The following is a 12,087-nucleotide window of genomic DNA, read 5'->3' as shown; positions in this document are numbered from 1 at the left end:
GTCATCATGCATGCTGGCCGCATGAAGCGGATTCCGCCTTGCATGCCAGCGCAAAAAAATGGCGCAAGCCGCCGAAGCTGCCGCGCCATCGCAAGTCATGCCGAAGGGTGCAACCGCACTCAGTCTTCGGACTCCTCGACCGGCAGATTGACCGGACGGGCAGGCACGACCGTCGAGATGGCATGCTTGTAGACCATCTGGGTCACGGTATTGCGCAACAGCACGACATACTGGTCGAAGGACTCGATCTGGCCTTGCAGCTTGATACCATTGACCAGGTAGATCGACACAGGCACATGCTCTTTGCGCAGTGTATTAAGGAAAGGATCCTGCAGGATTTGCCCCTTGTTGCTCATTGACAAGGCTCCATCATGTTGTTGTTTGGTTCATCGGTGGCAACCACCTTAAAAGTGGTCGAATGCGTTACTTTACAGGGTTTTCCCGGCAGGCGCCACCTGGATTGGGCTTCTGGAGAACAGGCAAAATGCGAGGCCCGGCAACCCGGCAGAAGGATGATGCATCTGCCGGGCAACACGATCAACGACGCTTCAGGTATCCATCCCCATCGCGGTCCTGACGCTTGAATTCAGCCGTGACCTGCACGATGAATTCATCCAGCTCGACCTCGCCGTCCTTGTTTTTGTCGAGAAAATCAAACTGCTCCTCGGTGAGCACCTCAAGCGTCTCGGCACGGGTCAGGCGACCATTGCCATCCTTGTCGAGCTTGTTGAAAGCATCGCGCATGAAGATTTCATACTCTTCCACACTGACGCGGCCATCCTTGTCGATATCGATTTCCACGAAATAGGCATCATCCCATTGCATCGTAGAAGGAGCAGACTGTGCCATGGCTGATACGGGCAATACCATGGCCAAGGACAACGCCACGCGGCAGGCCGTTTTTGTGAAGGTGGTTTTGATCATCAGTGGCACCCCATGCTGTTACCCAGATAACCACCGGCACCGATGCCGGCGGCAGTTGCAACCGTGCGGCCGCGACCGCCTCCAATTGTGTTGCCCAGCAAGCCGCCGATAACGGCACCGCCGACGGTACCTGCAATGCAATCGAACTCTGACGTGCTCGATTGCGAGCCGCGCGAACCGGCTGGTGCCTGGCAGGCGGCAAGCGCCCCCAAGCTGACAATCGCAATAATGACAGTGGCTTTTCTCATGTTTTCGTTCCCACTCAATCCCCTTGGGGCAAAAGCGTTGCGGCGCAACGTTGAGAAACATCGTATTGCATGGTGGTGACAGACGCAATCGGGATAATGCCTGCCATCATCAAGAATCAAAAACTTCTGGCGCGCAGAAAAAAAGCACATGAACGGCAACATCGCGCAATCGAAACTGGCGAGCAACCAAATAGATGAAGAGTGATTGATGATCTTGAACGCAAGATCTGCTTGCGTTGCTTTAAACCTGTTGAATCTGATGATTTTTGATTCTGGATGATCAACAGGTTTAAATCTTTGGTGCCGTCGGCGAGACTCGAACTCGCACAGCTTTCGCCACTACCCCCTCAAGATAGCGTGTCTACCAATTCCACCACGACGGCATCAGGAAAGTCATAAATTATAGCACAACATTATGACCGTGTGCAAACTCGTTATTGTTGCGCTGGCTGCGTTTCTGCGGGCGCTTGCTGCGCCTCGGGCACAGCCGTCGGCACATCGCTGGCTGCAGGTGCCTGCGGCACAGCTGCCGGCGCTGTGGGCACCGATGCATCGGGCACACCAGCAGGCGCAGGTGCCGGCACAGGATCAGAACCCGGCAACTGCGGCACGGAGCGATCATTGCTGTATTCCTGCATCAGGCTGCCGCTATCAACAGCCTGGCGTGAACCATAACCCAGATAGGCCAGGCCGCCGGTAGCGCAAAAAAACACGATCGCGGCCCATTTGGTCATGCGCGACAGAAAGTTGGCTGCCCCGGTCGCACCAAAAAGACTGCCCGCCGAGCCGCTGCCGAACGAAGAGCCCATGTCGGCCCCCTTGCCCTGCTGCAACAGCACCAGAATGATGATCGAAAGCGCGGCAATGATCTGGACGACCATCAGGATATTGAGAGCAAATGACATCAGAAAAGACTCCGAAATACTTTTTTAAGCAGCAGCAATGGCAATGAATTCATCCGCATCCAGGGATGCGCCGCCCACCAGGGCACCATCGATATCTTCCATGGCAAACAATCCGGCGGCGTTGTCTGGCTTGACGCTGCCCCCATATAACAACCTGACCTGCGCCGCGCCGGCTGCCGCCAGCGTTGCACGAATAAACGCATGCACTTCCTGGGCCTGTTCCGGCGTGGCCGTCTGCCCTGTACCGATAGCCCAGACAGGCTCATAGGCCACCACGAGTCGGGCCAGCCGTTCGGCCCCAAGCGCGAGAACCGGCCCCAGCTGGCGCGCGATCACCTCATGAGCCAACCCATCCTGATGCTGCTGCAGGGTTTCGCCCACACAGACCACCGGCGCCAAGCCGGCAGCAAGCGCCACCTCTGCCTTGAGCGCCACCAGCTCATCGGACTCGCCATGATAGGCTCGTCGCTCCGAATGGCCTGCCAGCACCCAGCGCACGCCAAAATCATGCAGCATATCGGCCGACACCTCACCCGTGAAGGCACCACGCGCATGCACACTGACATCCTGCGCACCCCATGCAATGGCCGCCTTGTGCCCATCCAACGCCTGCGCAGCCTGAGCCAGATAGGGATAAGGCACGCAGACAGCCAGCTCGGCATCCTGTGCCCGGCCAGACTGATCAAGCAAGGCCGACAACAGCCGGCCATTCTCTGCCAGGCTGCCGTTCATTTTCCAATTGCCTATGACCAGGCGACGCATTGTGGAAGTATTCACTCGATGGAGACTGAGGTCTGGCCCGATTCGGGCGCACATGAAAACCCGCTATTGTAGCGTGTGTTGCGCCCGGTGTGTTGCTCCGCCCGACACATAGCTGCCATCAGGGCGTCAGCAGGATTTTCCCCGTATGGCCGCTCGACTCCATCAAGGCATGGGCCTGGGCCGCCTCACGCAGCGGAAAGGTAGCATGCACAACCGGCTTGATTCTCCCCTGCCCGATCAGTGGCCAGACCCTTTCGCGCAAGGACTGCGCAATCTGCGCCTTGAACTCTACAGAACGGGGACGCAGGGTAGAGCCGGTCAGGGTGATACGACGCAACAGAATATGGCTCATGCTGATTTCGGCCTTGCCTCCCCCCAGCAGCGCAATGACGACAATACGCCCGTCATCGGCAATACAGCGCAGATTGCGATTGATATAGTCGCCTGCCACCATATCCAGGATCACATCCACGCCACGCCCATTCGTGGCTGTCTTCACGACATCCACGTAGTCTTGCGTGCGGTAGTTGATGCCCCGTGTCGCCCCCAGCGCCTCGACGGCACGCACCTTGTCGTCGCTGCCGACCGTGGCATAGACCTCGTGCCCCAGCGCATGGGCAATCTGGATCGCCGTCGTACCGATCCCGCTGGCACCGCCATGCACCAGCAGGCGCTCGCCCGGTGCCAGCGCGCCGCGATCGAACACATTGCTCCAGACCGTAAAGCATGTCTCGGGCAACCCTGCCGCATCAATCACCGACAAGCCTGCCGGTACAGGCAGGCAGTTGCTGGCCGGCGCAACGCAGTATTCAGCATAACCACCACCTGGTGTCAGGGCACACACCGCATCGCCGATCCGAAAGCCGCCCGCTTGCACATCTCCCGCCACGATTTCGCCCGACACCTCGAGCCCCGGCAGATCGGAAGCCCCCGGCGGCGGTGCATAGCTGCCCATGCGCTGGAATACATCGGGTCGATTGATACCTGCCGCCGCCACCCGGATCAACACTTCCCCAGGACCAGGCTCCGGAATGGCACGTTCGACAGGTGCCAGTACGTCCGGGCCACCCGGTTTGGAAATTTCGATTGCCAGCATGATGCGGATTCCTGTGTTGTCTGTGTCCGTTTTTTTGCCGGACCTTTGCCTTGGATGTTGCAAATCGATTATCATGGCGCCCTTCATGCTGCTACGATGCAAGATCGCAGAGCACGAAACCTTCCATGAAGACCCCATGGAGTGTACACAAGGAAGCGTGGCAGAGTGGTCGATTGCACCGGTCTTGAAAACCGGCAAGGGTTTGCGCCCTTCGTGAGTTCGAATCTCACCGCTTCCGCCAGATCAGCCCGAGTGGTGAAATTGGTAGACACAAGGGACTTAAAATCCCTCGGCCTTGCGGTCGTACCGGTTCGATTCCGGTCTCGGGCACCAGCCAGATCAATCACTTGCCTTATGCTGAAAGACCGTCGATTTCAAGTATGGCTCGTCATCTTCGCCGTGGTTGCCATCCCGCTGGTTGCTTTGCTGTGGCCTCGCAGCCCGCATCACCCTTCCATAGGCGGAGGGTCGTACGATCTGAGCGGTTTTGTCTACACGCTTTGTCTGCTCGCCTTCAGTGGCCTGTGGTCCTTGATCGCCCTTCTCACAGCTTTCAGCCGTGACAATGCCTGGGCGGCCAGGCGTGCCTACTGGCTGGCTGGCGTCAGTGCCACAACCTTCGTTGCAGCACTGATCGCATTTGGCGACAACCTGTAATTATTATTCAGGCACACGCACACCTGACGATATGGCCCGCCTTATTTCTTTCTCAGCACGCCGCTCAGGATCGACAGAACGGCGAGAACCAGAAAGACAAAAAACAGAATCTTGGCAATCCCTGCCGCGCCTGCAGCAATACCGCCAAAACCCAGTACGGCCGCAACGATTGCAATCACGAAGAAAACTGCAGCATAGTAAAGCATCAGCCACCTCCCAGTTAATCCAGTTTATGGGTGCTTCCTGCCAAATACATACCGCCGGTCAGGGATTGTGCTTGAAAAATTCGCGCACTTCTTTCTCTGCCTGATCCCTGGTCTTGCCATAGCGCTCTTGCACCAACCCGACCAGGCGCTCGGCATTGCCTTCGGTTCGCGTCAACTCATCATCACTCAACTCTCCCCATGCGGCCTTGGCCTTGCCGGTCAACTGCTTCCATTTTCCAGCGACAATATCATTGTTCATTGATCAGCTCCTGAAAAATAGCGACTCACTATTTATTGGCCATAAAATCATCGAGAATCGCAGTTCATGAAATAACGGCCAGTTTTTATTTATGGATCACACCCGGAACAAAAACGTATGCTTTCATGTGAACCAATGATTTTCATACTGGCACACAGATTTCATGACCGCAAGAATAAATTTATTTTTTAAATTTAAATTTTAGTTTCATTCAAACGCAACAGACTCCGGGCGTCCCGAGCAATGTGGCCACGCAAGCGCACAGGCTTGCCAGCAACTCACTCTCCCCCCCAAAAAAAGCCTCTTGCAAAAGAAAAATCAGTCTGCTATAGTTCTCCCTCTTTGCTGAACACGCAGTTCGTGCCACAGCAAATGCGCCCGTAGCTCAGTTGGATAGAGTACTTGGCTACGAACCAAGGGGTCGTGGGTTCGAATCCTGCCGGGCGCGCCAATTCGAAGGGGTCTTCCATATGGAAGACCCCTTTTTCGTTTGGGTTGCCGCGCCCTGTAACCAAAAACTCACCGCAAAAACTCGAGCACTACGCGCTCGAACTGCGCCGGCTGATCCAGCATGATGAAGTGAAAGCTCTCATCGATGCGCCTGAAGACAACCTCCGGCACTTCATTGTAAGCATCACGGAAGGTCATATCGACGCTGGCCACCGGCACCCCATACGCTGTGTCATAGGCATAGACCACCTCCACGGGTACCGTGATACGGCTGATTTCCCCCCGCAGATCTGTCATCATCAATTCATGACTGGCATTGGCTACAGTCTGCCGATCAGAACGCATACTGGCAGCAAGCAATGCCGGCCTGGCAGCCTCATTGCGGACCAAGCTTGCCAGCGCGGCAGCCTGCATGATCTCGGCCTGCGTATCCGTTGCAGCCAGCCAGGCCGCCCGGAAGGCATCGGCACCCGGCCGGGCCGTCTCGCTGGTAGCCGCAGGATCGAACAACAAGCTGTAAAAAGGCAAGGCATCAACAATCATCAGCCTGCCCACCTGATCAGGATGGCGGGCACCCAGCATCAGGGCCACCTCCCCTCCCAGCGAGTGACCGATAATGGCCGGCCTGTCCAGGTGCTCGCGCTCGATGTAATCAGCGATGGCCTCGGCCACCGGCGCAGCCACAAGCCCATCGGCATCGCCTGCAACGGGCGACGAGCCAGCAAACCCTGCCACTTGCACAAGATGCAACCGATGGGTCTGTCGCAGGCGCGCCGCCAGGCCGGACCAGACTTCGCGCGAGGATGCCATGCCTGGCACCAGAATGACATCCGGCCCCTCCCCTGCGACCTCCACGGAAATCCGGTCGTGCCCGACGCCTTCGGCACCCATCATCACGGATTGAGCCAACGCGGCACTGGACAGTGAGAATGACAGTCCGACGGCTGCCAGCATGATTGATAGACGCATGAGGTGCTTCCTTTATTTGAACAGCTTTTAATGTAAAGCAAACTTTACTTATTGACAAGAAAACATGACACCCATACAGTCATGATTCCCTCATCCACATCCACTTTTCTCTATGGGCTGTCACACCATGCACACCGGCACCACTAACTCGGACATCCCTTCACCCGCCCGCATCTACATGATCCGCACTGCCACGCTCATGGGCATCTATGTGCTGCTCAATCTGGCCGCCATCCTGGGGGTGTTCGATGGCATTCTCGGACAGGCGCTCGGCTGGATCCTGGCAGTGGCAGTGGCGCTGCCCGTGATGGCCCAGATATGGGCCACCCTGCGATTGATGGCTGACAGCGATGAATACGTGCGAACCATCGTCGCCAAGTGCTTCATCATCTCGGCCGGCAGCACCATGGCCCTGTGGAGTGCCTGGGGGTTCGGGGAAACCTACGCAGCTGCCCCACACCTGCCAGGCTGGCTCATCTACCCGCTGTTCTGGGGCATCTACGCCCTGGTATCCCCCTTTGTTCGCACAAGCCACTGAAGCATGAAAAACAGATTGCGAGTACTGCGTGCCGAGGCCAGCTGGACACAGGCCGACGTCGCAACACGCCTGGGTGTCTCGCGCCAAGCGGTCAACGCACTGGAAACCGGGAAGCACGATCCTTCACTGGATCTGGCATTCCGGATCAGTGTCCTTTTCGAGCGCCCGGTTGAAGAGATTTTCGAAAATCCCCACACTATCCGGTAAGGGGAAGTTTTCCCCATCCATTGTGGACAACCCTGGGCACAACCCCGGCACATGTGGCGCGAACGGCACAGCTATGCGCATTGCCGGTTCCCTGCGCAAGAAAAGCGCAGCCCTGCAACCGTCCTGTAAGATGCGCACCCATGCTTTCCATGTCCCTGACTACACCACCGGTCTGTGTGCTCGATGCCTGCGTATTGATGTCGGGCATCGTGCGTCCCTTCCTGCTGAGGCTGGCCGATGCCGGTTGCCTGCGACCAGCATGGAGTCCTCGCATCGGCGAAGAATGGCGACGCAACGCGACACGCATCTGGCAGGTCGAACCGCAGGTGCTGGAGCAGGCCTGGGACGACATGCAACAGCAGTTTCCACAGGCCCTGACCCCCGATCCGTCGCAGTGGGAATCAGGCCTGCACTACAGCGACCCAAAGGACTGGCATGTCATTGCAGCCGCCCGCCACATCCAGGATCAGTTGCAACAGCAATCCGATACAACGGACACGCTGACCTGGATCATCACCTGGAACCTCAAGGATTTCAATCGTTCCGAGCTGCGCCGCCTGGGCTTGCGGGCCATGACACCGGATATGCTGATGCAAGCCCTCTGGCCGGCGCATGCCGATGCCATTATCGCGGCACTGGCGCAGACCCCCGATGATGCCCTGACATTGGGCCGCACAGACACCGATCTCCATGCCATTCTGAAACGCGAGCGGCTATTCTGGCTGGGTGGCAGGCTGCAGCCCTGATTCCGGGCCAGGCCTGAACACTGCAAAGCCCTGTTCAAACCGCTAAAATAGTCGTTTGCCTCCTGTATCGGCACAGTGTCCGAAACAGCCTGCCCGCACACGCTTTCCGTCTTTCTGACCGATCATTGCCTGCCATGTCGCATTCCTCCACGCCGCTGCCGGCACCCGCAGATATCCTGGCCCGCCTGAGTGCCGAACTCGACGCGTCCATTCTTCTGACCCAGCCTGACGACATCGCGCCCTACGTGCGCGACTGGCGCGGCATGTACCTGGGTCAGGCCGTGGCGGTTCTGCGCCCACGCAATACCGAAGAAGTGTCGCATTGCGTGCGCCTGTGCCACGAACTGCGTGCACCCATTTCACCCCGTGGCGGCAATACCGGGCTGTGCGGTGGCGCCACCCCGGATCAGGACCCGCGCAACGTGGTTATCAGCCTGGACCGGATGAACCAGATCCGCACTATCGACACGCTGGCCAACGTCATGGTGGCCGATGCCGGCTGCATACTGGGCGAACTACAGCGTGCCGCCGAGGCCGAACATCGCTTTCTGCCCCTGAGCCTGGCGGCACAGGACTCCTGCGTGATCGGTGGCAACGTCGCTACAAATGCGGGAGGCATCAATGTTGTGCGCTACGGCATGACCCGCGATCTGGTCCTGGGCCTGGAAGTCGTGCTGCCTGACGGTGAAATCTGGAACGGGCTGAATACGCTGCGCAAGGACAACACCGGATACGACCTCAAGCAACTCTTCATCGGTGCAGAGGGTACGCTGGGCATCATTACCGGCGTAGTCCTCAAGCTGTTGCCACAGTGCACGGCACGCGGCGTGGCACTGGCCGCAATCGACAACCCGCAACATGCACTGGAACTGTTCAGCCTGCTGTACCGCAGTTGTGGCCAGCGCATCCAGGCTTTCGAGTACTTCACCCACGATTGCCTGGAGCTGGTGCAGACACACGTGCCGCAGATGCGCTCGCCCTTCGATGCGCCCTACGCAGGCTACGTGCTGATCGAGCTGGGCGACACCACCGACGAGGCCGGCCTGTCGGCACTGCTCGAAGAAGCACTGGGCGAAGCACTGGAGCAGGAACTGTGCGTGGATGTAGCGATCTCCACGTCACTGGCGCAGACCACCCAGTTCTGGCGCATGCGCGAAGAGATTTCTGAAGCTCAGCGCGCCGACGGCCCCCACCTCAAGCACGATATCTCGCTGCCCATCGGTCAGATCCCGGATTTCATGGCATCCGCCGCCCAACGGGTCGAGGCGACCCGTCCCGGCACGCGCCTGTTCGTATTCGGCCACTTCGGTGACGGCAACCTGCACTACAACCTGTCTCGCCCGGAAGGTGCCGCCACCAGTTGGGCTTCCGATGAGGGAGATGCCCTGACCGAGGCAGTCTACGACGAAGTGATCAGGCACGGCGGCAGCATCAGCGCCGAGCACGGAATCGGCCAGCTCAAGCGCCATGCCTTCCTGGAATACAAGGATCCGCTGGCCCTCAAGCTGATGCGGCAGATCAAGCAGGCACTCGATCCACACGGCATCATGAATCCTGGCAAGGTACTGTAAAAACAGTCCCACTCGAACAGGCCCCGCAAGGGGCCTGTTCCACATCAGAACTGATAGCGCAGTGTCAGCATGGCATTGCGCGTCGGTGCGTACAGTCCGGTATGGAAGGTCTGGTCCAGACCCTGCAGGTATTTTCTGTCGAACACGTTATTGATATTCAACGTGGCCGACAACTGATGACTGAAATCATAGCGCGTCATCAGGTTCACCACGGCATATGCCGACTGCTGACCCTGCAACACAACACCAGGCAAATCCCATGTCGTGGCACTGTAGTGAATGCGACTCTGCCAATTGATGCCGCCGCCCAGCGTCAGTCGGTTCAGATCACCCGGCAACCTGTAAGTCGTCCACAGCTTGGCCATGTGGCGCGGGAAAATCGTGCGGATCTGTTCGCCATCGGCATTCCTGGACAGGGCATAGTTGTAACTCAACCCCAGTTGCCAGCCAGGCAGGACCTCACCCGCCAGTTCCATGTCCAGACCCGTGGTCTTCGCACCCTTGACCGCACGATAGGCGGCTTCCACCGGTGAAGTCCCCGGCACGGTCTGTCCCGGATCGAGCTCGGCCAGATTGTCCTGCCGGATCTGGTAGAGCGCAATCGCGCTGTTGAGCCGCCCCTCCAGGAATTCACTTTTGAGACCGATTTCAAAATTGTCTCCCTTGCGCGGGTCAAGTACGGCCCCGCTGCTGTCGCGCTGGCTCTGCGGCTTGAAAATACTGGTGTAGCTGGCATAGACCGAATGCGTATCGTCAAGATCGTAGACAATGCCAGCATAGGGCGTCACCACGCCGGATTCATGCATGCGGGTAACTTTGTTGAAACGTGCCAGGGCCGGGCTGGCATAGATCTGCGACAATTGGTAGTCGTAGCGGCTGAGACGTGCGCCCACGATCACCGCCAGATCATCGCGCGGCCTCAGGCGCAGGGCAGCATAGGCACCACGCTGTTTCTGCCAGCCGTCGTAGTCCATCAGCTTCCCATCCACGACCGATGACAGTGTGTCATTGTGCCAATGGTAGAGATTGACATCACGCCCTTCCATATCATCGTTCATGGGCTCATGATCATTTTCGTATTCTGACCAGTTGAACCCAAGCACGGCATCATGGCGTCGCCCCCATAGTTCAAACGGCCCCTGAAACTGCAAATCGATTCCGGTCTGGCGCTGGACAGCACGCCCAAGCCCACCATACAAACGCACGCCATCCCCCGTATGCCTGTCAGGGAATCCCCAACTGGCATCTCCGCCGGAGAACTTGCGCGTGCCTTCAAGATGATTGGCCGACACCTTGAAAGTCCAGTCTGCAGGCAATTGCTGCTCCACGCTCAGGAACGTGTTGTAGACCCTCATTTCGTTACGGTTCCAGCGTGCCGCTGCATTGTCCGAGGCATCGAAATCAGTCTGCGAGCCATCGTTGTAGAACAGAGGCAATCCGGTAGAGGACTGGCCGCGTGGATTGGTATGTTGGTAATCCACCCCCAGCGTGACCAGCGTACTGTCGGTGGCATCCGCCTCCAGCACGCCATACAGCACCGTCTTGTTCTGACTGTAGTAGTCGATATGGGTATTGCCTTCCTCATGGGCTCCCACGACCCTGCCTCTCAGGCGGCCATTGGCGGCCAGCGGCCCGGACAGATCCAGTTCGGCGCGGTAGCGGTCCCATGTACCGCCACTGACAGCAACATGCCCCTGGAATTCATGCGTGGGTTTCTTGCGGACCAGATTCAACGTCCCGGACGGGTCCCCTGCCCCGGTCATCAGGCCGGCCGCACCGCGCAAGACTTCGACCCGATCATAGATGGCCATGTCCGACTGGCTCTGGGGGATATTCTGCGACACGATATCCATGGCCGTCACGATGCCATCGAGCTGGAAATTGTCGATGGCATAACCACGCGAATAGATCGTATAGCGGCTTGCACCGACATTCTCTATCGAAATACCCGGTGTCTGGTTCAACACCGCCTCGACGCTGTTGAGTCCTTCGTCCTCGATACGCTGGCGTGTCACCACACTGATGCTCTGTGGCGTTTCGCGCAGCGTCATCGGCAGGCGCGTGGCCGTACGCGACACACCCGCCACGGCATAACTGCCGCTGCCTTCGGTGGCCGCATCAGAAGCGCCACGCACCGTGACAGCCTCCAGGGCCTGAATCTGCAGCAGGCGCACGCTCCAATGTCAGCACACCGCTTGCCGTCACACGCAGCACCAACCCGCTGCCTGCCAGCGCCTGCCGGACAGCCTGCTCGGCCGTCAGGTCACCACGCACTGCAGGTGCCTGCAGACCTCGCGTCAACGAGGGGGCAACAGAAATCAGGCGGTCGCTGCGGGCGGCAATGGCATTGAGAGTTTCGGCCAGTGGCGCTGCCGGCAGGTCGAATGCCTGAATCTCCGCACTGCCCTGCTCCGCCCTGACCTCCTGGTGCCAGAAAGTGGGTATGCACAGCGCCAGGGAAATGGCTGCCGCCAGGATGCCTGGACGAAACGGCATGTACTGCTTGCTCATTGAAACGCTCCTGATAGGTATTTCGTGTTGTGTTCAGG

16 protein-coding genes and 4 tRNA genes are annotated in these 12,087 nt (G+C 58.5%); 8 read left to right on the top strand and 12 right to left on the bottom strand.

Annotation, left to right across the window (positions count from 1 at the left end):
• Window positions 1–119 precede the first annotated feature (119 nt).
• From hfq to DD235_RS01205, 7 genes are all read right to left on the bottom strand, one after another.
• Window positions 120–356, bottom strand: coding sequence for an RNA chaperone Hfq (gene hfq, locus DD235_RS01235; protein ID WP_109060241.1), 237 nt, complete (start codon window positions 354–356; stop codon window positions 120–122).
• 181 nt (window positions 357–537) lie between these two features.
• Window positions 538–924, bottom strand: a complete 387-nt coding sequence (locus DD235_RS01230) for an EF-hand domain-containing protein (RefSeq protein WP_109060240.1) — start codon at window positions 922–924, stop codon at window positions 538–540.
• Complete coding sequence (locus DD235_RS01225) at window positions 924–1,172, bottom strand: glycine zipper 2TM domain-containing protein (protein WP_109060239.1); 249 nt, start codon at window positions 1,170–1,172, stop codon at window positions 924–926. Before DD235_RS01225 ends, DD235_RS01230 begins: the two co-directional genes overlap by 1 nt.
• Window positions 1,173–1,470: 298 nt before the next feature.
• Window positions 1,471–1,555: transfer RNA gene (locus DD235_RS01220), tRNA-Leu, on the bottom strand.
• A 51-nt stretch (window positions 1,556–1,606) separates the two neighbouring features.
• A complete protein-coding gene (secG, locus tag DD235_RS01215; RefSeq protein WP_109060238.1) occupies window positions 1,607–2,077 on the bottom strand; it encodes a preprotein translocase subunit SecG in 471 nt (156 codons plus the stop codon).
• 24 nt (window positions 2,078–2,101) lie between these two features.
• On the bottom strand, window positions 2,102–2,854 hold the full coding sequence (gene tpiA / locus DD235_RS01210; protein WP_193519534.1) for a triose-phosphate isomerase: 753 nt from the start codon (window positions 2,852–2,854) through the stop codon (window positions 2,102–2,104).
• 103 nt (window positions 2,855–2,957) lie between these two features.
• Complete coding sequence (locus tag DD235_RS01205) at window positions 2,958–3,935, bottom strand: NAD(P)H-quinone oxidoreductase (protein ID WP_109060236.1); 978 nt, start codon at window positions 3,933–3,935, stop codon at window positions 2,958–2,960.
• A 151-nt stretch (window positions 3,936–4,086) separates the two neighbouring features.
• On the opposite strand from DD235_RS01205, the gene DD235_RS01200 reads away from it, so the two are divergent.
• From DD235_RS01200 to DD235_RS01190, 3 genes are all read left to right on the top strand, one after another.
• A tRNA-Ser gene (locus tag DD235_RS01200) sits at window positions 4,087–4,176 on the top strand.
• A gap of 5 nt (window positions 4,177–4,181) precedes the next feature.
• Window positions 4,182–4,268: transfer RNA gene (locus tag DD235_RS01195), tRNA-Leu, on the top strand.
• 21 nt (window positions 4,269–4,289) lie between these two features.
• Complete coding sequence (locus DD235_RS01190) at window positions 4,290–4,592, top strand: hypothetical protein (RefSeq protein ID WP_109060235.1); 303 nt, start codon at window positions 4,290–4,292, stop codon at window positions 4,590–4,592.
• Window positions 4,593–4,633: 41 nt separating this feature from the next.
• Here DD235_RS01190 and DD235_RS01185 read toward each other — a convergent pair whose 3' ends face one another.
• Both DD235_RS01185 and DD235_RS01180 read right to left on the bottom strand, forming a co-directional pair.
• Window positions 4,634–4,798: a DUF1328 domain-containing protein gene (locus DD235_RS01185; RefSeq protein WP_109060234.1), complete on the bottom strand. Its 165-nt coding sequence runs from the start codon at window positions 4,796–4,798 to the stop codon at window positions 4,634–4,636.
• Window positions 4,799–4,856: 58 nt separating this feature from the next.
• On the bottom strand, window positions 4,857–5,057 hold the full coding sequence (locus tag DD235_RS01180) for a CsbD family protein (protein ID WP_109060233.1): 201 nt from the start codon (window positions 5,055–5,057) through the stop codon (window positions 4,857–4,859).
• Between the two features lie 374 nt (window positions 5,058–5,431).
• Between DD235_RS01180 and DD235_RS01175 the strand changes: the two genes are divergently transcribed.
• Window positions 5,432–5,508, top strand: a tRNA-Arg gene (locus DD235_RS01175).
• Between the two features lie 68 nt (window positions 5,509–5,576).
• On the opposite strand, the gene DD235_RS01170 is transcribed toward DD235_RS01175, so the two are convergent.
• A complete protein-coding gene (locus DD235_RS01170) occupies window positions 5,577–6,476 on the bottom strand; it encodes an alpha/beta fold hydrolase (RefSeq protein WP_109060232.1) in 900 nt (299 codons plus the stop codon).
• A gap of 127 nt (window positions 6,477–6,603) precedes the next feature.
• Between DD235_RS01170 and DD235_RS01165 the strand changes: the two genes are divergently transcribed.
• The 4 genes from DD235_RS01165 (at window position 6,604) to DD235_RS01150 (ending at window position 9,538) form a co-directional block, all read left to right on the top strand.
• Window positions 6,604–7,014: a hypothetical protein gene (locus DD235_RS01165; protein ID WP_109060954.1), complete on the top strand. Its 411-nt coding sequence runs from the start codon at window positions 6,604–6,606 to the stop codon at window positions 7,012–7,014.
• Between the two features lie 3 nt (window positions 7,015–7,017).
• Window positions 7,018–7,221, top strand: coding sequence for a helix-turn-helix transcriptional regulator (locus DD235_RS01160; protein ID WP_109060231.1), 204 nt, complete (start codon window positions 7,018–7,020; stop codon window positions 7,219–7,221).
• A gap of 140 nt (window positions 7,222–7,361) precedes the next feature.
• Window positions 7,362–7,967, top strand: a complete 606-nt coding sequence (locus DD235_RS01155) for a PIN domain-containing protein (RefSeq protein WP_239989992.1) — start codon at window positions 7,362–7,364, stop codon at window positions 7,965–7,967.
• A 134-nt stretch (window positions 7,968–8,101) separates the two neighbouring features.
• Window positions 8,102–9,538 (top strand): FAD-binding oxidoreductase, encoded by a 1,437-nt coding sequence (locus DD235_RS01150; protein WP_109060229.1) that lies wholly within the window; start codon window positions 8,102–8,104, stop codon window positions 9,536–9,538.
• A gap of 44 nt (window positions 9,539–9,582) precedes the next feature.
• Here DD235_RS01150 and DD235_RS01145 read toward each other — a convergent pair whose 3' ends face one another.
• Window positions 9,583–11,712, bottom strand: a complete 2,130-nt coding sequence (locus DD235_RS01145; protein WP_204524167.1) for a TonB-dependent siderophore receptor — start codon at window positions 11,710–11,712, stop codon at window positions 9,583–9,585.
• Complete coding sequence (locus DD235_RS16885; RefSeq protein WP_204524166.1) at window positions 11,657–12,049, bottom strand: STN domain-containing protein; 393 nt, start codon at window positions 12,047–12,049, stop codon at window positions 11,657–11,659. The genes DD235_RS01145 and DD235_RS16885 overlap by 56 nt, the downstream gene beginning before the upstream one ends.
• Between the last annotated feature and the right edge of the window lie 38 nt (window positions 12,050–12,087).

This window comes from Corticimicrobacter populi (assembly GCF_003123725.1).
GTDB classification, from domain to species: Bacteria; Pseudomonadota; Gammaproteobacteria; order Burkholderiales; family Burkholderiaceae_B; genus Corticimicrobacter; species Corticimicrobacter populi.
This window is presented reverse-complemented; position numbering and strand designations above follow the sequence as displayed.